Origin of the sequence: Streptomyces sp. Wb2n-11 (genome assembly GCF_001049855.1) — a bacterium.
In the GTDB taxonomy this organism is placed as follows: Bacteria; Actinomycetota; Actinomycetes; order Streptomycetales; family Streptomycetaceae; genus Streptomyces; species Streptomyces altiplanensis.
On sequence record NZ_CVPB01000001.1, the window covers coordinates 2,368,915 to 2,390,992 of the forward strand.

The 22,078-nt window shown below is 71.0% G+C and carries 19 protein-coding genes, 1 pseudogene and 1 riboswitch; of the genes and pseudogenes, 6 read left to right on the plus strand and 14 right to left on the minus strand.

Going from position 1 to position 22,078, the window contains the following annotated elements; all coding sequences use genetic code 11:
* Window positions 1–25: 25 nt before the first annotated feature.
* From BN1555_RS10450 to BN1555_RS10465, 4 genes are all read right to left on the minus strand, one after another.
* Window positions 26–1,552, minus strand: a complete 1,527-nt coding sequence (locus BN1555_RS10450) for a glycoside hydrolase family 3 protein (protein ID WP_093799120.1) — start codon at window positions 1,550–1,552, stop codon at window positions 26–28.
* 9 nt (window positions 1,553–1,561) lie between these two features.
* Window positions 1,562–2,365: a carbohydrate ABC transporter permease gene (locus tag BN1555_RS10455; protein ID WP_255306391.1), complete on the minus strand. Its 804-nt coding sequence runs from the start codon at window positions 2,363–2,365 to the stop codon at window positions 1,562–1,564.
* A 62-nt stretch (window positions 2,366–2,427) separates the two neighbouring features.
* Complete coding sequence (locus BN1555_RS10460; protein ID WP_093799121.1) at window positions 2,428–3,456, minus strand: carbohydrate ABC transporter permease; 1,029 nt, start codon at window positions 3,454–3,456, stop codon at window positions 2,428–2,430.
* 128 nt (window positions 3,457–3,584) lie between these two features.
* Window positions 3,585–4,871, minus strand: a complete 1,287-nt coding sequence (locus BN1555_RS10465) for an extracellular solute-binding protein (RefSeq protein ID WP_093799122.1) — start codon at window positions 4,869–4,871, stop codon at window positions 3,585–3,587.
* 284 nt (window positions 4,872–5,155) lie between these two features.
* Here BN1555_RS10465 and BN1555_RS10470 point away from each other — a divergent pair, with 284 nt between their 5' ends.
* The 3 genes from BN1555_RS10470 (at window position 5,156) to BN1555_RS10480 (ending at window position 8,494) form a co-directional block, all read left to right on the plus strand.
* Window positions 5,156–5,920, plus strand: coding sequence for a GntR family transcriptional regulator (locus BN1555_RS10470; RefSeq protein ID WP_093799123.1), 765 nt, complete (start codon window positions 5,156–5,158; stop codon window positions 5,918–5,920).
* A 160-nt stretch (window positions 5,921–6,080) separates the two neighbouring features.
* Window positions 6,081–8,294, plus strand: coding sequence for a carbon starvation CstA family protein (locus BN1555_RS10475; protein WP_093799124.1), 2,214 nt, complete (start codon window positions 6,081–6,083; stop codon window positions 8,292–8,294).
* Complete coding sequence (locus tag BN1555_RS10480) at window positions 8,291–8,494, plus strand: YbdD/YjiX family protein (RefSeq protein ID WP_093799125.1); 204 nt, start codon at window positions 8,291–8,293, stop codon at window positions 8,492–8,494. The genes BN1555_RS10475 and BN1555_RS10480 overlap by 4 nt, the downstream gene beginning before the upstream one ends.
* Window positions 8,495–8,548: 54 nt before the next feature.
* Here BN1555_RS10480 and BN1555_RS10485 read toward each other — a convergent pair whose 3' ends face one another.
* A complete protein-coding gene (locus BN1555_RS10485) occupies window positions 8,549–9,139 on the minus strand; it encodes a Uma2 family endonuclease (protein WP_093799126.1) in 591 nt (196 codons plus the stop codon).
* 95 nt (window positions 9,140–9,234) lie between these two features.
* Window positions 9,235–9,376, plus strand: a riboswitch (cobalamin riboswitch).
* A 138-nt stretch (window positions 9,377–9,514) separates the two neighbouring features.
* Between BN1555_RS10485 and BN1555_RS10490 the strand changes: the two genes are divergently transcribed.
* Window positions 9,515–11,926 (plus strand): ribonucleoside-diphosphate reductase subunit alpha, encoded by a 2,412-nt coding sequence (locus BN1555_RS10490; RefSeq protein ID WP_093799127.1) that lies wholly within the window; start codon window positions 9,515–9,517, stop codon window positions 11,924–11,926.
* Complete coding sequence (locus BN1555_RS10495; protein ID WP_176710014.1) at window positions 11,926–12,942, plus strand: ribonucleotide-diphosphate reductase subunit beta; 1,017 nt, start codon at window positions 11,926–11,928, stop codon at window positions 12,940–12,942. The genes BN1555_RS10490 and BN1555_RS10495 overlap by 1 nt, the downstream gene beginning before the upstream one ends.
* On the opposite strand, the gene BN1555_RS10500 is transcribed toward BN1555_RS10495, so the two are convergent.
* Window positions 12,939–13,538, minus strand: coding sequence for an NADPH-dependent FMN reductase (locus BN1555_RS10500; protein WP_093799129.1), 600 nt, complete (start codon window positions 13,536–13,538; stop codon window positions 12,939–12,941). The genes BN1555_RS10495 and BN1555_RS10500 overlap by 4 nt on opposite strands.
* A 167-nt stretch (window positions 13,539–13,705) precedes the next feature.
* Here BN1555_RS10500 and BN1555_RS10505 point away from each other — a divergent pair, with 167 nt between their 5' ends.
* Window positions 13,706–14,557: an MmyB family transcriptional regulator gene (locus BN1555_RS10505; RefSeq protein ID WP_093799130.1), complete on the plus strand. Its 852-nt coding sequence runs from the start codon at window positions 13,706–13,708 to the stop codon at window positions 14,555–14,557.
* A gap of 19 nt (window positions 14,558–14,576) precedes the next feature.
* Here BN1555_RS10505 and BN1555_RS10510 read toward each other — a convergent pair whose 3' ends face one another.
* The 8 genes and pseudogenes from BN1555_RS10510 to BN1555_RS10545 form a co-directional block, all read right to left on the minus strand.
* Window positions 14,577–15,317, minus strand: coding sequence for a D-Ala-D-Ala carboxypeptidase family metallohydrolase (locus BN1555_RS10510; RefSeq protein WP_093799131.1), 741 nt, complete (start codon window positions 15,315–15,317; stop codon window positions 14,577–14,579).
* Between the two features lie 146 nt (window positions 15,318–15,463).
* Entirely contained in the window at window positions 15,464–16,096 is a 633-nt protein-coding gene (gene def, locus BN1555_RS10515; protein ID WP_093799132.1) for a peptide deformylase, read from the minus strand.
* Window positions 16,097–16,175: 79 nt separating this feature from the next.
* Window positions 16,176–17,162 carry a tetratricopeptide repeat protein gene (locus BN1555_RS10520; RefSeq protein ID WP_093803323.1) on the minus strand — a complete coding sequence of 329 codons (987 nt, stop codon included), beginning with the start codon at window positions 17,160–17,162 and terminating at the stop codon, window positions 16,176–16,178.
* Window positions 17,163–17,278: 116 nt separating this feature from the next.
* Window positions 17,279–18,571, minus strand: coding sequence for an HD domain-containing protein (locus BN1555_RS10525; RefSeq protein ID WP_093799133.1), 1,293 nt, complete (start codon window positions 18,569–18,571; stop codon window positions 17,279–17,281).
* A gap of 49 nt (window positions 18,572–18,620) precedes the next feature.
* A pseudogene (locus tag BN1555_RS10530) lies at window positions 18,621–20,032 on the minus strand (HD-GYP domain-containing protein).
* A 172-nt stretch (window positions 20,033–20,204) separates the two neighbouring features.
* On the minus strand, window positions 20,205–20,531 hold the full coding sequence (gene rsrA, locus BN1555_RS10535) for a mycothiol system anti-sigma-R factor (RefSeq protein ID WP_093799134.1): 327 nt from the start codon (window positions 20,529–20,531) through the stop codon (window positions 20,205–20,207).
* Window positions 20,528–21,187 carry a sigma-70 family RNA polymerase sigma factor gene (locus BN1555_RS10540; protein ID WP_167518243.1) on the minus strand — a complete coding sequence of 220 codons (660 nt, stop codon included), beginning with the start codon at window positions 21,185–21,187 and terminating at the stop codon, window positions 20,528–20,530. Before BN1555_RS10540 ends, rsrA begins: the two co-directional genes overlap by 4 nt.
* A 234-nt stretch (window positions 21,188–21,421) precedes the next feature.
* Complete coding sequence (locus BN1555_RS10545) at window positions 21,422–22,057, minus strand: alpha/beta hydrolase family protein (RefSeq protein WP_255305978.1); 636 nt, start codon at window positions 22,055–22,057, stop codon at window positions 21,422–21,424.
* Window positions 22,058–22,078: the final 21 nt, after the last annotated feature.

Genomic DNA, 22,078 nt, shown 5'->3' on the forward strand with positions numbered 1-22,078 from the left:
GGATCCCGGCACTCCGCCGTACCGGTCAGACGCCGGCGACGACCTCGGCGGCGGCCCGGCCGCACACCCGCGCGGCGCCGTGCGTCGCGATGTACAGGCCTCCGCGCGGCTGCGCCTGCGGCACGCCCATCTCCACCACGACGGTGTCGGGCCTGGCAGCGGTCAGCGCCTCCAGCGCGAGGGCCATCCACGGGTGGCGGTGGACGTCGCGTACGACCGCGACGATCCGGCGGCCTTCCGCGGCCCCGATCACCTGCTCCGGCGTGGAGTTCCCGCTGTGATAGGTGCCCGTCGTGGTGCCCGGCAGCAGGCGCGCCAGCTCGGCGGCGACCCCCCACGGCGTCTCGTCGCCGACGGCGATGTTGGCGACGGGAGTGAAGGCCGCGACGTACGGGGCGGAAGTGACGGGAGTAAAACCGATGCTCCGTGTGATCCGCAGCGCCCTGCGCGCGGCCACCAGGCCGATTCCGGTGCCAGTGCCGGGCGCGGTCCCCTCCTGTGAAGCCGTGCCCGGCCCCGGAGCCCCCCAGGCCCCCCTGCTCCGCCGCGTCCAGCCCGCGAGCGCGCGCACGCGCGCCGCCGCGTCGGCAAGCCGCTCCTCCGGCAGTACGCCGTCCCGCACGGCCGCGACCAGCGCGTCGCGCAGCCTCAGCACGGTCCCGTCGTCCGCCAGCCCACCGCCGACGCAGATCGCGTCGGCGCCGGCGGCGATCGCCATGACGCTGCCGAGCTCGATGCCGTACGTCGCGGAGATGGCCTGCATCTCCATGCCGTCGGTGATGATCAGCCCGTCGTAGCCGAGCTCCTCGCGCAGCAGACCCGTGAGGATCTGCGGGCTCAGAGTGGCCGGACGGGCCGGGTCGAGCGCCGGGAGCAGGATATGCGCGCTCATGACAGATTTGGAACCCGCGGCGATCGCCGCCCGGAAAGGCACCAGCTCACGGGCGTGCAGTGTGTCCAAGTCCACGTCGATGCGGGGCATCGCGTGGTGCGAGTCGACGGCGGTGTCGCCGTGGCCCGGGAAGTGCTTGGTGCAGGCGGCGACACCGGCGGCCTGGAGGCCCTCGACGTACGCCGCGGTGTGCCGCGCCACGAGCTGCGGGTCGGCGCCGAAGGAGCGTACGCCGATGACCGGATTGCCCGGGTTGGAGTTGACGTCGGCGGACGGCGCCCAGTTGAGGTTGACGCCGCACTCGGCCAGCCGGCGGCCGAGTTCACGGGCGACGTCCCGGGTGAGGGCGGTGTCGTCGACGGCGCCGAGGGCGAGGTTGCCGGGGAACGAGGAGCCGTGGCGGACCTCCAGACGGGTGACGTCGCCGCCCTCCTCGTCGATCGCGACGAGCACGTCGTCGCGTTCGGCGCGCAGTCGCGCGGTGAGCGCGGCCAGTTGTGCCGGGGACGCGATGTTGCGCCCGAAGAGACCGACGGAGGTCAGGCCCTCACCGACCCGGCGCAGCAGCCAGTCGGGGGCGGCGGTGCCCTGGAAGCCGGGCTGGAGGACGGCGAGAGCGTCGCGGGTGAGGGTGTCGGTGCGAGGAGCGAGAGTGGTCATGATCGCGCGTTATCCCTTCACTGCACCGGCGGTCATGCCGCCGACGGCCCGGCGTTGGAGGAAGAGGAAGACGACGAGGACGGGGAGGGCGAACAGGGAGGAGGCTGCCATCGTCGCGCCCCAGTCGCTGCCGAACGCCGTCTGGAACTGCGTCAGCCAGAGCGTCAGCGTCTGGGCTTCCTTGTCCTTGTTGAGGATCAGGACCATGGCGAATTCGTTCCAGGCCGTGATGAAGCCGAAGAGCGAGGTGGACATCAGGCCCGGCGCCAGCAGGGGGAAGACCACCTTGATGAAGGCCTGGCCGCGGTTGCAGCCGTCGATCAGCGCGGCCTCCTCCAGTTCCACCGGGACGGCGGCGATGAAACCGCGCAGGGTCCAGACGGTGAAGGGCAGGACCATGACGAAGTAGATCGCGGTGAGGAGCGGGATGCTGTTCAGCATGTCGCCGTCCCGGGCGATCAGGTACATCACGATGACCATGACTTCCCAGGGCGCCATCTGAGCCATCATCACGGCCAGTACCAGGCCCTTGCGACCCCGGAACTTCATCCGGGCGATGGCGAAGCTGGCGGCCAGGGCGACGACGAGGGCCAGGAAGACCGCGCCGACGGTGACGGTGACGCTGTTGAGGACGTACGTCCAGAACAGGTCGACGCCCGTCGCCTTCGTGTAGTTGTCGAGGGTCGGCGTGAAGAGGAAGACCGGGTCCTTGGAGAGGATCTCGCTCTGGGGCTTCAGCGAGGACGAGAACATCCAGTAGACCGGGAAGAGGAAGACCGCCGCCAGAGCGAGCGCGAGGAGGTTCTTGCCGATCGCGGACGGACGGACGGGCCGTCTGTTGCGGCGCGGCGCACGGAGATCAGAGGACACGTTGCTCACTGCTCCTCCTCCTGCTTCAGGATCAGGCGGAAGTAGAAGGACATGATGGCGGCCAGCATCACGATGGTCAGCACGGAGACCGCCGCGGCGACGCCGTAGTGGAACTGGCCCTGGCCCTCGATGTAGGCGAAGACCGGCAGGGTCTCGGACTCCCGGTCGGGGCCGCCGGCGTTCATCGCGTACACCTGCGTGAACGCCTTGAAGACCCAGATGATCTCCAGGAAGGTGGTGATCAGGAAGAACGGCTTCAGGCTGGGGAAGACGACTGCCCAGAAGGTCTGCCAGCCGGTCGCGCCGTCCATCCGCGCCGCCTCGTACAGCTCGTTGCCGATGGTCGTCAGGCCCGCGTACATGTTGAGCGCGACGAACGGGATCGAGCCCCAGACCACGAGCACGGTGACGATGGTGAGGGTCGCCATTCCGGTCTCGAACCAGTTGTGCTGCTCGTAACCGGAGACGCCCAGGGTGCGCATGATCCAGTTGGCGATGCCGAACTGCTCGTCGAAGAGCCACTTGAAGACGGTGACGGAGGCGACGATCGGCATGGCCCAGGCGGTGACCAGGGCCACCGACAGCACCAGCCTCATCTTCTTGCCGAGGCGGTTGAGCAGGATGCCGATGAGCGAGCCGATGCCCATGATCAGCACGACGTTGGCCGCGGTGAACAGGAGGGACCGGACGGCCACGGTCCAGAACTCGGAATCCGTGAGCAGGTCCGTGTAGTTGGCGAAGCCCGCCCACACGGTCTCCCGGGTGATCAGCTCCCTGCGTCCGACCTCCTGGAAGGACAGGATCAGGTTGCGGACGAGGGGGTAGAGCAGCAGCACGGCGCCGGAGACGACCGCCGGTGCCAGCAGCAGGTACGGGAACAGCCCGGCGGGCAGCGATCGTCTGCCTCTGCCACGAGGAGGCTGGGGGACTTTCCTGGATCCGGAGGCGGGCGGTGGAGTCTGTGACTTCCCGGCCGCCTTTCCGGGGGCGTCCTCCAGTGCGGAGGCCGCCACTCCCTGGGAGTGCACGGTCATGGTCTTCTTCCTCGCGGTTCTGGGCACCCGCGCCCAACGGGTCTGCGGCCCACGCGGGGCCGCCGTCGCTGCATGCCCGGGTGGTGCGGTCGGCGACGGGTGGCCGCCGGCCGCACCACGGGATACGGCTACTCCTGGCCGAGACGCTCGGTGATGACCTTGTCGGCCGCTTCACCGGCCTTCTTGGCGTCCTCGCCCTTCAGGACCTTCGTCATGTAGTCCTTGATCGGGTTCGGCTCGGTCTCGACGTTCGCCCAGCCCGGCGTGACGGGCGTGACCTCGCCGACGGACGCGGACTTCGCCATGGCCTCGGCGAACGAACCGGCCTCCGGCTCGAACTGGGCCGCGTCGTTGTTCGGCAGCAGCGCGCCGGCGGTGGCCTTCGCGTACTTCGCCATCTGGTCCTTGCCGGCGGCGAGGGCCAGCCACTCCTTGGCCAGGTCCTTGTTCTGCGAGCGCTCGGCGACGGCCAGGTTCGAGCCGCCGAGGAAGACGCTGCCCGGCTTGTCGGCGGTCTTGCCCGGGATCGGGAAGTAGCCGAAGTCGGCCTTGTCGCCCGCCTTCTCGATGGCGGCGATCGCGCCGCCGGCCTCCCAGCCGAGACCGATCCAGGACGCGACACCGCCCTTGGGGACGATGTCGGTCGACTGCTGCGGCGTCGCCTCGTCCTTGTCCTTCGGAGCCGTGGAGAACGACTGGAGCTTCTTGTAGAAGTTCATGGCGGAGGCCGCCTCGGGGGAGGACAGGGCGCCCTTCCACTGCTCGCCGTCCCGGGCCGCCAGGTCGCCGCCCTCGTCCCACACGAAACCGGCGTAGACGTACCAGCTCTGACCCGGCAGGTAGAGCGGCTGGATCTTGCTGTCGGACTTCTTGATCTTCTCCAGGCCGGCGACCCACTCGTCGCGCGTCTTCGGCGGCTTGACGCCCGCCTTCTTGAAGATCTTCTTGTCGTAGATGACCGCGCGGCTGGCGGCGTACCACGGGGCGGCGTAGAGCTTGCCGTCCAGCTCGGCCGCGGGGACCATCCCCTTGTTCCAGCCCTCGTAGCCGAGGTCGGCCTTGTCGTCGGTGAGGTCGGCGAGGCCGCCGGTGACCGCGTAACCGGCGGTCTGGGTGTTGCCGAGCTCCACGACGTCCGGCGGGGTGTCCTCGGAGAGGGCCGTGGTCAGCTTCTCCTGGATGCCGTTCCACTGCTGCTTCTCGACCTTGACCTTGACACCCGGGTGCTTGGCCTCGAACTCCTTGTTGACACCGGCCATCCAGTCGTCGGGAGCCGAACCGTCCATCACCCAGACCGTGACCGACTTGCCGTCTCCGGACGACTTGCCGCCGGAGCCGCCGTCGTCCGAACCGCACGCGGCAATGCCGACCATCATGCCCGCGACGCCTATCGCCGCGACGAGCTTGCGCTTCACGCCATCACTCCTCAGGGATGCCTGCAACCCCCTGCCCACCGCGAAGACTTACGCCGATGTACTGCCCGGGGTCGGGTTCTGGTCTTTAATGGTTTAGACCAGTACCGGGAGCTTGGCCTAGACCTTTAGGGGTGTCAAGGGTGTATAAGAAGGGCTCTCGCGTCCGTTATCGGACCGACACCTGAGGAAGGGCGTCGCCCCGTGACGAGGCCGTGCCACCATGTGAGCCGCGACAGTCGGAGGAGCCGGTGACGGCAGCAGCACAGAAGTCGGGAAGGCGGGGCATGGCCACGGACGGGGGCGGCACGGAGACCGAGGGCACAGCGCCGGCACGTACCGCGCGCGTGCCCAAGTACTACCGGCTCAAGCGGCATTTGCTGGACATGACCGAAACCCTGCCGCCCGGGACCCCGGTACCGCCGGAGCGGACCCTGGCCGCCGAGTTCGACACGTCGCGCACGACGGTGCGCCAGGCGCTCCAGGAGCTGGTCGTCGAGGGCCGCCTGGAGCGGATCCAGGGCAAGGGCACCTTCGTGGCCAAGCCGAAGGTCTCACAGGCGCTGCAACTCACCTCGTACACCGAGGACATGCGGGCGCAGGGCCTGGAGCCCACCTCCCAGCTCCTCGACATCGGTTACGTCACCGCCGACGACACCCTCGCCGGACTGCTCGACATCAGCACGGGCGGGCGGGTCCTGCGGATCGAGCGGCTGCGGCTCGCGAGCGGTGAGCCGATGGCGATCGAGACGACGCACCTGTCGGCGAAGCGCTTCCCGGCCCTGCGCCGCTCGCTCGTCAAGTACACGTCGCTCTACACGGCGCTGGCGGAGGTGTACGGCGTCCACCTCGCCGAGGCCGAGGAGACGATCGAGACCTCGCTGGCCACCCCGCGCGAGGCCGGGCTGCTCGGTACGGACGTGGGCCTGCCGATGCTGATGCTGTCCCGGCACTCGATCGACGGGAACGGCGAGCCGGTGGAGTGGGTGCGCTCGGTCTACCGCGGCGACCGCTACAAGTTCGTGGCCAATCTGAAGCGGCCGACGGACTGACACGGCGGCCGCCGTCCGGGCGGCGTTCTGGTACGGCTCTGACCTGCGGTGGTCGGGCCGTGTCCGTACCGATATGCGGACAGGGGGTTACGGACGGCGGTCACAGCACCTAGATTTCGCGCACGTTACGAGTAGAGATCGCGCGAGGGGACGGATCGTCATGCCGGAGTCGACATCGCCAGCCGAGAGGCAACGGGCCCTGTCCCCGAAGTCCATCGCCGTATGGGGCGCCGTGGCCCTCGTCGGCGCCATCGCCTGGGCCGTGCTCGCCCTCTCGCGCGGTGAAGAGGTCTCCGCCGCCTGGATGCTGGCGGCGGCCCTCGGCTCGTACGCCATCGCGTACCGCTTCTACTCGCGCTTCATCGCCCACCGCGTCCTGAAGGTCGACAAGAACCGGGCCACCCCCGCCGAACGGCTCGACAACGGTGTCGACTTCCACCCCACCGACCGCCGCGTGCTGTTCGGCCACCACTTCGCGGCCATCGCGGGCGCGGGCCCGCTGGTCGGCCCCGTACTCGCCGCGCAGATGGGCTACCTGCCCGGCACGATATGGATCATCGTCGGCGTCATCCTCGCCGGCGCCGTCCAGGACATGGTGACGCTCTTCTTCTCCACCCGCCGCGACGGCCGTTCGCTCGGCCAGATGGCGCGCGACGAGATCGGGCCGTTCGGCGGCGCGGCCGCCCTGGTCGCGGTCTTCGCCATCATGATCATCCTGCTCGCGGTGCTCGCCCTGGTCATCGTGAACGCGCTCGCGCACTCGCCGTGGGGCGTGTTCTCCATCGGCATGACCATCCCGATCGCCCTCTTCATGGGCGTCTACCTGCGCGTCCTGCGCCCCGGCCGGGTCAGCGAGGTCTCCGTCATCGGCGTCGTGCTGCTGCTGCTCGCGATCGTCTCGGGCGGCTGGGTCGCGGAGTCCTCATGGGCGGACACGTTCACGCTGGAGCCGGGCACGCTCGTCATCTGGATGATCGTGTACGGCTTCCTCGCCTCGGTCCTGCCGGTGTGGCTGCTGCTGGCCCCGCGCGACTACCTCTCCACCTTCATGAAGGTCGGCACCATCGGGCTGCTCGCCCTCGGCGTCTTCATCGCGCTGCCGACGATGAAGATGCCCGCGGTCACCGACTTCGCGACCAGTGGCACGGGACCGGTCTTCGCCGGCTCGATGTTCCCGTTCGTCTTCATCACCATCGCCTGCGGCGCGCTCTCCGGCTTCCACTCCCTGGTCTCCTCGGGCACCACCCCGAAGATGGTCCAGAAGGAGACGCAGATCCGGATGATCGGCTACGGCGCGATGCTGACCGAGTCGTTCGTCGCGGTGATGGCGATGATCACGGCGTGCATCATCGACCCGGGCCTGTACTTCGCCATCAACTCGCCGGTCGGCGTGGTCGGGGACAGCGTCCGGGCGGCGTCCGAAGCGGTGACCAACCTCGGCTTCTCCATATCCCCGGAGGCCCTGGCCCAGGCGGCGAAGGACGTCGAGGAGCAGAGCCTGCTCTCGCGCACCGGCGGCGCGCCGACCTTTGCGCTCGGCATGTCGGAGATCTTCTCCGCGGTCGTCGGCGGCACCGCGATGAAGGCGTTCTGGTACCACTTCGCGATCATGTTCGAAGCGCTGTTCATCCTCACGACGGTGGACGCGGGCACCCGCGTCGGGCGCTTCATGCTCCAGGACATGCTGGGCAACGTCTACAAGCCGTTCCGCGAGGTCAGCTGGAAGCCGGGCGTCTGGTTCGCCAGCGCGGTCGTGGTCGGCGGCTGGGGCTACTTCCTGTGGGTCGGCGTGCACGACCCGCTGGGCGGCATCAACCAGCTCTTCCCGCTGTTCGGCATCGCGAACCAGCTGCTGGCCGCCGTCGCCCTCGCCGTCTGCACCGTGCTGCTCGTCAAGTCCGGCCGCCTGAAGTGGGCGTGGGTCACCGGAGTGCCGCTCGCCTGGGACGTGGCGGTCACGCTCACCGCCAGCTGGCAGAAGATCTTCTCGGACGACGTGAAGGTCGGCTTCTTCGCCCAGCGCGACAAGTACCAGGCGGGCATCGACTCGGGCCAGGTGCTGCCGCCCGCCAAGAACATGGACCAGATGCACACCGTCGTCACCAACTCGACGGTCGACGGCGTGCTGTGCGCGCTCTTCGCGGTCCTCATCGTCGTGGTGCTCGCGGACGCCGGCCGGGTCTGCCTCAAGGCCGTCCGCGCCCCCGAGAGCGTCAAGCTCCATGAGGCGCCGTACGTCGAGTCCAGGCTCGTCGCCCCCGCCTCGATCATCGCGACCAAGGAGGAGAAGGCCGAACTGGCCGCGGCCGGCGTCGGTCCGGAGGGCGGCACCCGCAAGGAGGCCGCGGCGGCCGGCGCGGGGACCCCCGAATGACCCTGACGGGCGTGCGCCGCGCGGCGGGCCGGATCCGCTGGTACGTCCGCGAACTGACCGGCGAGGCGACGTACGACCGGTACGTGGCGCACGCGAGGTCCTGCGACCCCGAGGCGCCGGTCATGTCCCGGCGCGCGTTCGAACGCAGCCGCACGGACGCCCGGGAGGCGGACCCCCGCGAGGGCTTCCGCTGCTGCTGAGCGATTTCCACGGGCCGCCGCGTCCCCTTCGGGGGGCGCGGCGGCCCGTCGTCGTCAGCGCACCCACTCCTTCAGCGCTTCGGTCTCCAGGGTGATCCCCACCGGGCCGGGCAGCGCCACGGGCTTGCCGAACGGGACGATGTGCGCGTTCTCGTACCGGACTCCGTCGGGCTCGCTGTAGACCGTCACCTCGCAGGCGTCCCGGTCGATGAGCAGGTAGACCGGGATGCCGGTCTCGGCGTAGGCGCGGGGCTTCTCCACCCGGTCGCGCTGGTCGGTGTCGGTGTCGGTGTCGTACGAGGTGACCTCGACGGCCATCAGCACGGAATCGGGATCGGCCCACTCCCCCTGCCCGACGAAGGCGCCGCTGGGCGCGAGAGAACCGTCGGGCCGGGCGCGGCCCTTCCGGTATGCCTGCACCTTCAGTCCCTGGTCGGGATAGAGCCACAGCTCGGGCCGCGACTGCATACAGATGCGCGTCAGCCACTCGATGATCCGTCCGTGGTCCCCGTCCGGCACAACCCTGCTCCTCAGCCTCCCGTCGATGAGTTCCAGCCGCACGCCCTCGGTCGTGCGGGCCAGTATGCGCGTGGCCTCGTCGAACTCTTCGGGGAACAGGTGGGGCCGGTCGGCGGTCGCTGCCATGGGGCGTACCTCCTTGTGCTCACGACGATAGCGGAGCGCTGTGACAGCCGCCCTCACACTTCCCGGGTGACACAACATGTGGGGGCCGCATCATCCAACGGCCCCCACATGTATGCTCGTGCTCGCTGTCGCCGCAGGGGAATCCGGTGCGAATCCGGAACTGTCCCGCAACGGTGTGATCGGTGCGCTTTTGCGCACCCAGGAGTCCGAGGACCTGCCGACGGCGTATCCGGCTCGACCGAACCGGATACCGACACGTCCGGGCCTCGCGGTTGGGCCGGTGGACGCTACGCGGTGTGCCGCCCTCAGGGGTGACGTGTGCCCGTACGCCCCCCGTTCCCCGCCGGCCCCGAGCCGAGCGAGGGAGAGCACCCCGTGACCATCGCGCCAGCCGATCCGGCAACTGCCACGGAGCCGACGGGTTCAACGGAGTCGGCGCAGTCGCCCGACGGCCCCGGGACCGCGCTCCTGCGGACCCTCACCGACCTGACCGCCGACCTCCCCGACACCGACCCGGGCAGAGTCGCCGCGGCCGCCCTGCGCGGCCGCAACGCGGCGTCGGACGCGGCCGAGTTGCGGGGACTCGCCACCGACGCCGCCGCCGGGCTGATCTCCGAGGACCCGGCGTACTCCCGCCTCGCGGCCCGGCTGCTGACCCGCACGATCCGGGACGAGGCGGCTACGCAGGGCGTCCGCACCTTCTCCGAGTCGGTCTCCGTCGGCCACCGCGAGGGCCTGATCGCCGACCGTACGGCCGAGTTCGTGTCCGCCCACGCGGCCCGCCTCGACGCGCTGGTCGACCCGGCCGCCGACGACCGCTTCGGCTACTTCGGCCTGCGCACGGTCTACAGCCGCTACCTCCTGCGCCACCCGATCACCCGACAGGTGATCGAGACCCCGCAGCACTTCATGCTGCGCGTGGCGTCCGGTCTGGCCAAGGACGGCTCCCCCGCGGCCGCCGACGAGGTCGCCGCGCTGTACCGCCTGATGAGCCGCCTGGACTACCTGCCGTCCTCGCCGACGCTCTTCAACTCCGGTACGCGCCACCCGCAGATGTCCTCCTGCTACCTGCTGGACTCGCCGCTCGACGAGCTCGACTCGATCTACGGCCGCTACCACGAGGTCGCGCGCCTCTCCAAGCACGCGGGCGGCATCGGCCTCTCGTACTCCCGCATCCGCGCCCGCGGCTCCCTGATCCGCGGCACCAACGGCCACTCCAACGGCATCGTCCCCTTCCTGCGCACCCTCGACTCGTCCGTCGCCGCCGTGAACCAGGGCGGCCGGCGCAAGGGCGCGGCCTGCGTCTACCTGGAGACGTGGCACGCGGACATCGAGGAGTTCCTGGAGCTGCGCGACAACACGGGCGAGGAGGCGCGGCGTACGCACAACCTGAACCTCGCGCACTGGATCCCCGACGAGTTCATGCGCCGCGTCGACGCGGACACCGACTGGTCGCTGTTCTCGCCCTCCGACGTCCCCGAGCTCGTCGACCTGTGGGGCGACGCGTTCGACCGGGCGTACCGCAAGGCAGAGGCGGACGGCCTGGCCCGTACGACGATTCCCGCGCGCCAGCTGTACGGACGGATGATGCGCACCCTGGCGCAGACCGGCAACGGCTGGATGACGTTCAAGGACGCGTCGAACCGTACGGCGAACCAGACGGCGGAGCCCGGCTCGGTGGTCCACTCCTCGAACCTGTGCACCGAGATCCTGGAGGTCACGGACGACGGGGAGACGGCCGTCTGCAACCTCGGCTCGGTCAACCTCGGTTCGTTCGTGACCGGGAACGGCGACATCGACTGGGAGCGCCTGGACGAGACCGTCCGTACGGCCGTCACGTTCCTCGACCGCGTCGTCGACATCAACTTCTACCCGACCGAGCAGGCAGGCCGCTCCAACGCCAAGTGGCGTCCGGTGGGCCTGGGCGCGATGGGTCTCCAGGACGTCTTCTTCAAACTGCGTCTGCCCTTCGACTCCCCCGAGGCCCTCGCCCTCTCCACGAGGATCGCCGAGCGCATCATGCTCGCCGCGTACGAGGCGTCCTGCGACCTCGCCGAGGTCAGCGGCCCGCTCCCGGCCTGGGAGAAGACCCGCGCGGCGCGCGGCGTCCTGCACCCCGACCACTACGGCGTCGAGGTCACCTGGCCCGAGCGGTGGGACGCGCTGCGCGCCCGTGTCGCCAAGACCGGAATGCGCAACTCCCTACTCCTCGCGATCGCTCCGACCGCGACCATCGCGTCCATCGCGGGCGTGTACGAGTGCATCGAGCCGCAGGTCTCCAATCTCTTCAAGCGCGAGACGCTCAGCGGTGAGTTCCTCCAGGTCAACGCCTACCTGGTGGAGGACCTGAAGAAGCTCGGTGTCTGGGACGCCCAGTCCCGCGAGGCGCTGCGCGAGTCCAGCGGCTCGGTGCAGGGCTTCAGCTGGATCCCCGAGGAGGTGCGGACGCTCTACCGCACCGCGTGGGAGATCCCGCAGCGCGGCCTGATCGACATGGCGGCGGCCCGTACGCCGTACCTCGACCAGTCGCAGTCCCTGAACCTCTTCCTGGAGACGCCGACCATCGGGAAGCTCTCCTCGATGTACGCGTACGCCTGGAAGAAGGGGCTGAAGACGACGTACTACCTGCGCTCGCGCCCCGCGACCCGCATCGCCCGGGCCGCCGGCTCCGGCGCGACGGCCGCGGCGCCCGCCACCCCCATCCCCGTACAGCAGGCCACCGCGCCCGACGCGGACGCGATCGCCTGCTCCCTTGAGAACCCCGAGTCCTGCGAGGCGTGCCAGTAATGTCGACCAACCCCGACAAGAACCTTCTCGACCCGGGCTTCGAGCTGACGCTCCGCCCCATGCGCTACCCGGACTTCTACGAGCGCTACCGGGACGCGATCAAGAACACCTGGACGGTGGAGGAGGTCGACCTCCACTCGGACGTCGCCGACCTCGCGAAGCTCTCGCCCGGTGAGCAGCACATGATCGGCCGGCTGGTCGCGTTCTTCGCGACGGGCGACTCGATCGTCTCCAACAACCTGGTGCTGACCCTCTACAAGCACATCAACTCCCCCGAGGCGCGCCTCTACCTCTCGCGCCAGCTCTTCGAGGAGGCCGTGCACGTCCAGTTCTACTTGACGCTGCTGGACACCTACCTCCCCGACCCGGACGACCGCGCGGCGGCGTTCGACGCGGTGGAGGAGATTCCCTCGATCCGCGAGAAGGCGCAGTTCTGCTTCAAGTGGATGGACTCGGTCGAGAAGATCGAGCGCCTGGAGACGAAGGCCGACCGCCGCCGCTTCCTGCTGAACCTGATCTGCTTCGCGGCGTGCATCGAGGGACTGTTCTTCTACGGCGCGTTCGCGTACGTCTACTGGTTCCGCTCGCGCGGCCTGCTGCACGGCCTGGCGACCGGCACCAACTGGGTGTTCCGCGACGAGACGATGCACATGAACTTCGCGTTCGAGGTCGTGGACACCGTCCGCAAGGAGGAGCCGGACCTCTTCGACGACGCCCTCCAGCAGCAGGTCACGGACATGCTGAAGGAGGCCGTCGAGGCGGAGCTCCAGTTCGGCCGCGACCTGTGCGGTGACGGCCTGCCCGGCATGAACACCGAGTCGATGCGCGAGTACCTCCAGTGCGTCGCCGACCAGCGCCTGGAGCGCCTCGGTTTCGCCCCGGTGTACGGCTCGCAGAACCCGTTCTCCTTCATGGAGCTCCAGGGCGTCCAGGAGCTGACGAACTTCTTCGAGCGCCGCCCGTCGGCGTACCAGGTCGCGGTCGAGGGCTCGGTCGCCTTCGACGACGACTTCTAGACCGCGAACGGGCGGTCGCCCCTGGCGTCGCGGAGGATCGTGCCCCACCAGAGAAGCTGGTCGAGCATGACCTTCGCGGCGCCGTGGGGTCCTTCCGGGTTCTTCAGGGTCCCGTCGGTGCTGAAGAGCTCGTAGTACCGGGGGAACGAGACGTAGTCGCGGACCGTGTGGGCGTGGAGCTCGTTGAAGACCTGGCGGAGCTGTTCGATGGCCAGGAGACCGCCGCTGGCCCCGCTGTAGCCGGCGAAGCCGACCGGCTTGGCCTGCCACTCGGTGCAGCACCAGTCGACGGCGGCCTTCAGCGAGGCCGGGAAGCTGCGGTTGCAGTCCGGCGTCAGCACGACCACCGCGTCGGCCGCCGCGAGCCGACGGGTGAGGGGCTCCATGCTCGCGGGGCGGGGCAGGTCCGGCTCCATCGCCGGCGGCACGGGCGGCGGCTCCAGCGGGATCGGCGCGTCCGCCAGGCCGACGAGGTCCACCTCGAACCGGCCGTGCTCCCGGGCCTGTCCGACGAACCAGTCGGCGACCACCGGGGCGAACCGGCCCTCCCTGACGCTTCCGACGATCACCGCGAGGCTGAGGGTCTCACTGGGCACGGCTGTGCTCCTTGTCCGGCGTACGAGGCGTACGAAGTGCGGAGGCGACCCGCGCTCCGGGGTCGTGTCCGTCAATCCGCCGGGCGGATCCAGGACCAGGAAGGCCGGGCCGTGACCGGTAGTGACAGGGCCACGATCCGGCCGGGGGCCGGTGTTGCGTTCACCGGGTGAGCGACAACGAGCTGGGCCTCTTCCTGCGCATCCGCCGCGAAGCCGTCACCCCCGCCGAGGTGGGCCTGCCCGCCGGCGCCCGCCGCCGCACGCCGGGTCTGCGCCGCTCGGAGCCGGCCACGCTCGCGGGCGTCAGCGTCGAGTACGTGACGCGTCCGGAGCAGGGGCGCGATCGCCACCCCTCCCCGCAGGTACTGTCCGCGCTGGCCGAAGCGCTCGGGCTGGCCGCGAGCGAGCGCATCCACATGCACCACCTCGTCAAGGGCGCCGACGCCGGTTTCGACTGCATGGGCGGCGCCTCCCCCGTCCGCACGGTGCGCCCCACCGTGCGGGCCCTGCTCGACCGCCTCGATCCCGCCCCCGCCGTGCTGGTCAACCGGCTGAGCGAAGTCCTCGCCCGGACGTCGGGGTACGAGCGGCTGGCGGGCCCGGTCGGCCTGCTGGACGGCAGTCCGCCGAACCCGGCCCGTTACGTGTTCACCGACCCCCGGGCACGCAGCACGTACCCCGGCCGGGGCCTCGTCGCCGACGAGCAGGCCGCGGCCCTCAAGCGGGTCCCCTTCCGGGCGGACGGCCATGTCACCCAGCTCGCCGACGAGTTGGCCGTCACGGGCGGCCCCGAATTCACCGGGCGCGTGGACACCCTGCCGGGGCTTCCCCGGTCCAGCGGCATCACGCGCCTGGTCCACCCCGAGGCAGGCGAGCCGAGGCGGGCGCACGAGACGCTCGAACTGCCCGCCGACGACCAGCGCCTCCTCGTGCACCTGCCCGCCGACGACAGCACGGCCGCCGCCCTGGACCGCCTCACCGGCCGCCGGCCGGGGGCACTGCGCGCGGTGCCGGGCTGACGCGGACCGCGCGGGGCCGTCAGGAGACGCCGCAGCTGGAAGCGGACCAGAAGCGGCTCGCGCGGTGGTCCAGGTGGGTGTGGTCGCCGTGGCCCGGGTAGCCGGGGCCGAGGATGCCGTTGAAGCCGTGGTTGCGGGCCTGCTTGGCCAGGGTGCACAGGGAGTGCGGGCCGGCGCCGAGGTCGGCGGCGTCGCCGTACAGGTGACGGCTGCTCGACGCCCCGCCCACCGCGTCGTTGCAGGCATGGGAGCGGAAGCCGCTGGTGACCCGGATGGACTGGTCTCCGAGGGCGTGCCGGAGCGCTTCCAGCTTCCACATGGTGCGCAGGGCGTTCGACTTGGCGGTGGCGGCGCTCACCGCTCCGCCGGACCAGGTGTCGTTGCAGTTGTTGAGCTCGGCGTACGAGAAGTGGACGGGCGTGCAGTCGTCGTCCTGGAGGGCGTAGAGCTTGCTGAAGGTGGCGGGACCCGCGACGCCGTCCGAGGAGAGCCCGTAGGCGGACTGGAAGCGCTTGACGGCGGCGGTGGTGGCGGGGCCGTAGTCGCCGTCGACGGCGAGCACCGCGCCGTAGCCCGGGTAGCCGCCGAGCCGGATCTGGAGCTGGGTGACGTCGGCTCCGGTGGCGCCCTGGGAGAGGGTGCGGGACCAGGTGTAGCAGCCGTCGGCGTGCGCGGTGCCCGCGGTGGCGACCGCACCACCCAACGCGGCAATCATGAGCATGACAAGACAGAGGACGGATCTCGCCGTACGCCGGAACATGGGACCTCCATACCGAGGAGCACAGGAGCGGGGCACGCCCGAGACTGACGTGTCCGCGCACGCACGTCAACAGGGCGACTGCCAGGGTCATTTGTCCGACCAATGGCAGTCGCCCGGCCCCACCGGCGACGGCGGGGGGAGAGAGATCAGTCGTTCGGGACGGTCTCGTAACGCGGCGTGCCCTCCGCCATCTGCTTCAGCGCGTCCTTGCGGTCGCGCTTCGACAGGCGGTCGATGTAGAGGCGGCCGTACAGATGGTCCGTCTCGTGCTGGAGGCACCGCGCGAAGTAACCGGTGCCGCGCACCTTGATCAGGTTGCCCTCGGCGTCCTGGCCGCGCACCACCGCGTAGTCGGGGCGGGCCAGTTCGGCGTACGCCGTCGGGACGGACAGGCAGCCCTCGTTGGCCTCGTCGAGGTTGCGCCCCTCCTGCGGAAGCTCCTCCAGGACCGGGTTGCAGACCACACCGACGTGGCGCACGCCGTCGTCGTCCGGGCAGTCGTACACGAAGACCTTGAGGTCGACGCCGATCTGGTTGGCGGCCAGGCCGACGCCCTCGGCGGCGCGCTGGCTGGCGAACATGTCGTCGATCAGCGCCGCGAGCTTGTCGTCGAACTCGGTGACGTCCTGGCACTCCCGGTGGAGGACCGGGTTCCCGACGACGGTGATGGGGCGGGCGGTACCGCGCTCGCGGTACGCCTGCTCGCGCTCCTCGGTGTTCTCCGTGTCCACGACGAACCCGTCGTTGATGTCCTGCTGGTCCGTCTCGTGCTGCGCCATGTCCGCCGTACGCCTTCCTCAAAACCCCGAATACCGAATCCGATGCCCGTACAGCCTACGGGCAGGCTTCGGCGGACCCTCAGCAGACTTCTTCGAGATCCCGCCACTCGCGGCTGTCGGGGTTGTCGGCGACCCACCCGTCGAGCAGCCCGCGCACCAGCCCGGCCGGCGCCGCGATGCCGCACTCGCGCTCCGGCAGCCACAGCTCACCGGCGCCGGCCGTGCGGTGTCCGAGCGGTCCCGGGTGGCCGGGCTCGCTGTGGTCGTGCGGGTCGAGGTGTTCGCCGTCGCCCTCGTCGCTGGGCATCTGCGACTCGGAGCAGGCCCGGCAGAGCAGCCGTACGGACGACGACCAGTCCTCGGCGGCGAACCCCGCGTCGGCGGCGAGGCGCTCCAGGGCGTCCCGGTCGGACTCGGTGGCGGCCTCCAGGAGGACCACCCAGGTGGGTACGGGCGAGGGCGCCCACAGCTCGATCTCGTCGAAGACGGGGAACGACGGGCCCGCGGCGGTGACGCGCTCGCCGTGCGGTACGCCGTCGTGCAGGACGACCTCGCCCCAGCGGCGCCCGGAGGACGGCAGCGGGATCGAGAGCACCTCTATCCGGGCCGGGTCGAGCCTGCGGCCCCACACCACCTCGGCCTCGCCCTCCGGCGAGAGGCGGACGGCGGCGCTGCCCAGCTCCATGCCGTGGGGCTCGCCGCTCTCGGTGGGCTCGCCGGGCACCTTCAGGCCGTACGCCTGCCAGGCGCGGCGGGCCAGCGGCCAGTCCTGGAGGGCGGTGGCCGCGATGCCGACGTTCCACCAGTCGGGAGCGCCGGTCTCCCGGTCCAGGAGCGCGACGGCGCGCAGGCCGGCGGAGCGCGCCTGCTCCCAGTCGTGCCGGAACTTGTGCAGCAGCGCGAGGTTGAACCAGGACTCCGACAGCCAGGGTTCGAGGTCCGCCGCGCGCGTCAGCAGCGCTCCCGCGTCCTCGTACCGACCGTCGCCGATCAGCGTGAACGCGCGGTCGGTGGCCTGCCGCCACGAGGCGGACGGCCTGTGCCGTACCTTCCCGAAGATCTTCACGATTCCCGCCTGTCCCGCCTGCCGGTCGTTGAAGGTCCAGTGCCCCCGGACACCCTCTTCTTCCTCTTCTTGGCATCCAACCATGCCGGGTCACAGGGCCGCTCATTACCCATGGGTTACCCCGGTGGGGACAGGGCCGGACCGCCCCGGGACAGAACACGCGCCAGGGATTCCACGACCTCGGGCTGATAGTCGCGGCAGGTGCCGAGGCGCAACTGTTCCAGGGCGCTGAGCGGCCCGCCCAGTCCCCCTCCGCTTTCCCCCGAGAAATCGTCGTATGCATTGACGGCGCGGACGATCCGGGCGGGCAGCGACTGCTCCCGGTACGGGTCGGCCTGCCGCTCGACGACCACCGCGACCTCGGCGGGGACTCCCGTCTGGCGTACGACGGCCCCGCCCAGGAGCGCGATGCGGCGCTGTTCGGCGGGCGGGAGGAAGGCGGTGGCCCCGGCCGGGACCGGGTCGAGGAGGGAGAGCTGTCCGATGTCGTGCATCAGGGCCGCGTACTCCAGGACGGTGAGGTCGGGCTCGGAAAGCCCCAGCTCACGCCCCACCGCGCGGCTGAGCAGCGCGACGCGGTGGGCATGGCCCTGCGGGGTGTGGCCGGCGATCTCGGTGGCGCGGGCGAGCGAGGCGATGGTCTGGCGGTACGTCGTGCGGACGGCGGCGTACCGGCGGAAGGACAGCTGGGTGAGCAGCAGGGGCACGCAGAAGACGGGCAGTGCCCACAGCCCGGTGACGGCGACCCCGAGCGCCATGACGGCGCCGGTGGCGCAGACCGCGGAGCCGATCCCGAGGAGCGCCCGCAGCTCGTCGCGCAGGAGCGGCCCGTACGGGTAACCGGTGCGGGCGCGGGCCATGGCGGCGGCGAGGACGGCGTCGCAGAGGGCGGTGAGGGCGAGGAGCAGCAGGAGGAGGAGCGCGTGGTACGGGCCGTGGCCGACCCACTTCCCCCACAGGCCGCAGTTGTAGAGCGGCTGGAAGCAGACGGCGGCGAACGCGACGGTGAGGACACGGCGGGCGACGTGGTCGAGAGCGTGCCCGTGGCCTGCGGCGACGTGCGGTACCGCGCCGGCGAGGGCGGCGGCGACCACGACGGCGACGACTTGGGGGACGCCGTGGACGGTGGGCTGTCCGGCGTTCTGCCCGAGCAGGGCGTAGGCGAGGGCTCCGGCGGCGCCGAGCGGGGCGGGTTCGCGCTCGGCGGGCAGGGCGGAGGGGCCGCCCCGCACGCCCCAGCGGAAGAGCTCTCCGAGGGTGACGAGCGCGCCGAAGGCGAGGGCGACGCCGGGTTCGGTGACGCCGTACCAGAGGGTGTCGCCGAGGGCGTAGACGGTGAGCGCGGCGGCGGCGCCGTACACGAGCCCGAGGGCGGGCGCCGGCCGCGCGGCCCCGCACCGCCCCCTCATGCGGCACGCTCCGCGGGACACCCCTCGGGCCCGGCGGCCGGGACGGCGCTCATGCGGGCCGGCCGGGGTCGTGGCGGGGCGCGGCGGCGACAGTGGACGCCGGATCCCCGCCCGGGGCGGGGACGGAGGACACGTCGTCCGTGAGCGGTGGCGAGACGTTTCCTCCGGGGCCGGACTGTTCGTCCGAAGTGACCCGGTGGTGCCAGCCGTGGCGGGCCAGCGCCCGGGTCAGCGCAGTCACCATCAGCGGGTCGAACTGCGTGCCCGCGCACCGGTCGAGCTCCCGCAGGGCGGTCCCCGCCGGCCGCGCCCGCCGGTACGAACGCGTCGACGTCATCGCGTCGAAGGCGTCCGCGACGGCGACGATCCGCGCGAACTCCGGGATCCGGCCGCCCGCGAGGCCGTAGGGATAGCCGCTGCCGTCGAGCCGCTCGTGATGGTGCAGGATCGCCGCCCGCGCCTCCCCGAGGAAGCCGATGCCGCGGACCATCTCGTGCCCGTACTCGGGATGCAGCTCGATGACGCGGCGTTCCTCGGGGTGAGCGGCCCGTCCTTGCGGAGCAGCCGCGTCGGGACGCCCAGCTTGCCGACGTCGTGCAGGATGCCGGCGAACCGCAGGACCTCGATGCGGTCCTCGTCCATGCCGAGCTCGCGGGCGATCATCACGGACGCGCGGCCGACGCGTTCGCTGTGCCCGCGCGTGTACCGGTCCTTGATGTCGACCGCCTGCACGAGGGCGCGGATGGTGGCCCGGTGGGCGGCGCGCTCGCGGTGGTACTGCGCGAAGACCCAGCAGGAGATGTACATCGGCAGCAGGACGAAGAGCGCGGCGAGCGGCCCGTACGAACTGCGCCAGAGCACCGCCGTCATCAGCCCGGCGAGCCCCTGCACACCGTGCGGTGCCAGGGAGCGCAGCAGCAGCCCGCGCCAGGCGGCGCGCACGGGCAGCCTCTCGGCGGTGGCGAGGATGCCGCCGTCGAGGGCGGTCAGGACCAGGCAGAAGGTGAGGACGGAGGCCCCGGCGGGCAGCAGGACGTACGGGAAATCCGGCGTCGGCCCGGCCACCCCGCCCCCGCCCAGCGACGCACCGCCGCCGAGGAACGCGCAGACATGGGCCGCGGACCACGCGGCGAGCGCGAGCTGCGCCGCCCGCCAGGCCCGCCGCACGGCGCGCGGGCGCCGCTCGACATGGCCGACGAGGGCCGCGGGCACGGCGACGAGGGCGGCGGCCGGCGGCGGCAGCAGCAGTACGGCGGCGAGCAGCACGGGGAAGAAGGCCCCCGCGCCGGCCCGCAGCGCGCTGACGAGGAACGGCCGGCGCCCGAGCAGTTCGCAGGCGGCGTGGAGCACGGCGAGCAGTGCCGCGGTGCCCCAGGGGATGCCGGCGCCGGGCCGCAGAGCGGGAAGCGCGCAACAGACGGCCGCCAGCAGCGCACACAGGATGTACGCACGCGCCGCCATCGAAAGGGCTCTCACCAGCCTCGCTCCTGTTGTCCCGGGATCCGCCCGCCACAATGCGTGCGTCACGCTAACGAGTTGAGCGGAGCCGGAGACGACGAAGCGGCTGATTAGCACCTTCGAGTGATAATCAGCCGCTTCGTGAGGCGGGAGCCCGGCCGGGGCGGGGCAGAGGCTACGCCTCGTTGGCGGCGGCCGGCAGGTCGGCGGACGTCGTGGCCGTCACGTCCTGCTCGGGCACGGCCTGCCCCGACCGGATCAGATCGATGCGCCCCATGACCTTGGCCCGCAGGTCGGCCGGTACGTCGTCACTGCCGCAGCAGCGCTTCACCAGCTTCTTCACGGCCTGCTCCAGGCCGTACTTCTCCAGGCACGGGGAGCACTCCCCGAAGTGCACCTCGAACTTGGTGCAGTCGCTGTCCGGCATCTCGTGGTCGAGGAACTCGTAGAGATGATCCAGGACCTCAGAGCAGTCAGTCTCGTGCGGCTCTCCGCAGCTCATGAGCCCGAACCTTTCCCGTCGTTCGACTCCCCGGCACCCGCCGGGACCAGCCCGCGGTCACGCGCGTAGTCCTCGAGCATGCCGCGCAGTTGACGGCGGCCCCGGTGCAGCCGGGACATCACTGTGCCGATGGGTGTTCCCATGATGTCCGCGATCTCCTTGTACGCAAAGCCCTCTACATCCGCGAGGTAGACCGCGATGCGGAATTCCTCGGGGATCGCCTGCAGCGCGGACTTGACGTCCGAGTCGGGCAGGTGGTCGAGCGCCTGCGACTCGGCGGAGCGCAGGCCCGTCGACATGTGCGACTCGGCGCGCGCGAGCTGCCAGTCCTCGATCTCCTCGGCACCGCTGCGCTGCGGTTCGCGCTGCTTCTTCCGGTACGTGTTGATGAAGGTATTCGTCAGAATGCGGTAAAGCCATGCCTTCAGATTCGTACCCTCACGGAACTGGTGGAAGGACCCGTACGCCTTGGCGTACGTCTCCTGCACCAGGTCCTCCGCGTCGGCCGGATTGCGCGTCATGCGCAGCGCGGCCGAGTACATCTGGTCGAGGAAGCCCAGCGCGTCGCGCTCGAAGCGCGCGTTGCGCTCGGCGGTGCTCTCCTCCGCCGCCTGGCCGTCGTCGGTCCCTGTGTCGGTCCCAGTGACCGGACCCACCTCCTCCAACGCCGTGGCGGGGCCGAATGCGGACCCGCTCGAAACGGAGGATAGACGACGATCCTGCCCGTCCGCCGCCCGGCGAGGGGCGGTCTTGGCCGCGGTGAGCACCGTCCACTCCAGGTCAGCGGTGTTCGAGCGGCTCGGGCAGATAGTCGATCCCATGCGACGGACTCCCTCTCCACGTACGTGCGGTGTATGTCGACGCACGGAACAACAGAGGTCTCGCGCAGATCATTCCCGGAGCCCGCCGATCCAGCTCCCGACGGCGTCCGTGATCACTTCCACGACCTGTCCGCCGGTGGTCCCGGCCTTCTTCGGCACGGCGAACCCGTGATCGGCGTACGCCACTTCCACCAGGTCGTACGCCCCGTCCGGGAACTCCCCGGGCTTCCCGAAGGGATCGTTTCCCCCCTGTACGACCAGAGTGGGGACCCCGGCGCCCAGAAGTTCCTCCGCCCGGGACTTCTCGGGGCGGCCGGGAGGGTGGAGCGGGAAGCTCAGCGCGAGTACGGCGCGCGCGCCCAGTTCGGCGGCGGTCCGGCACGCGACGCGCGCCCCGGCGCTGCGCCCGCCGGAGACGACCGGCAGTCCGGGCTTCTCCAGGGCGGGCCACAGCCCGCGCCACCCGGCGTCCAGGGTCCTGGGAGCGGGCGCGAGCTTCTTCCCGGCCACCCGCCAGGGCTGCTCCACCAGGGCGACACTGATCCCGCGCGCGGGCAGCGCGGCCGCGAGCCCCTGGAGGTCCCGCGCCTCGATGCCGCCCCCGGCGCCGTGGCTCACGGCCAGGACGATCCACGGCGCCTCGGCCTCGGCCCAGGTGATCCGGGCCTCGCCGACCGCCGTCTCCACCGTCCCGCTCCGTGTCACACGCCCCATCCTGCCCGCTTC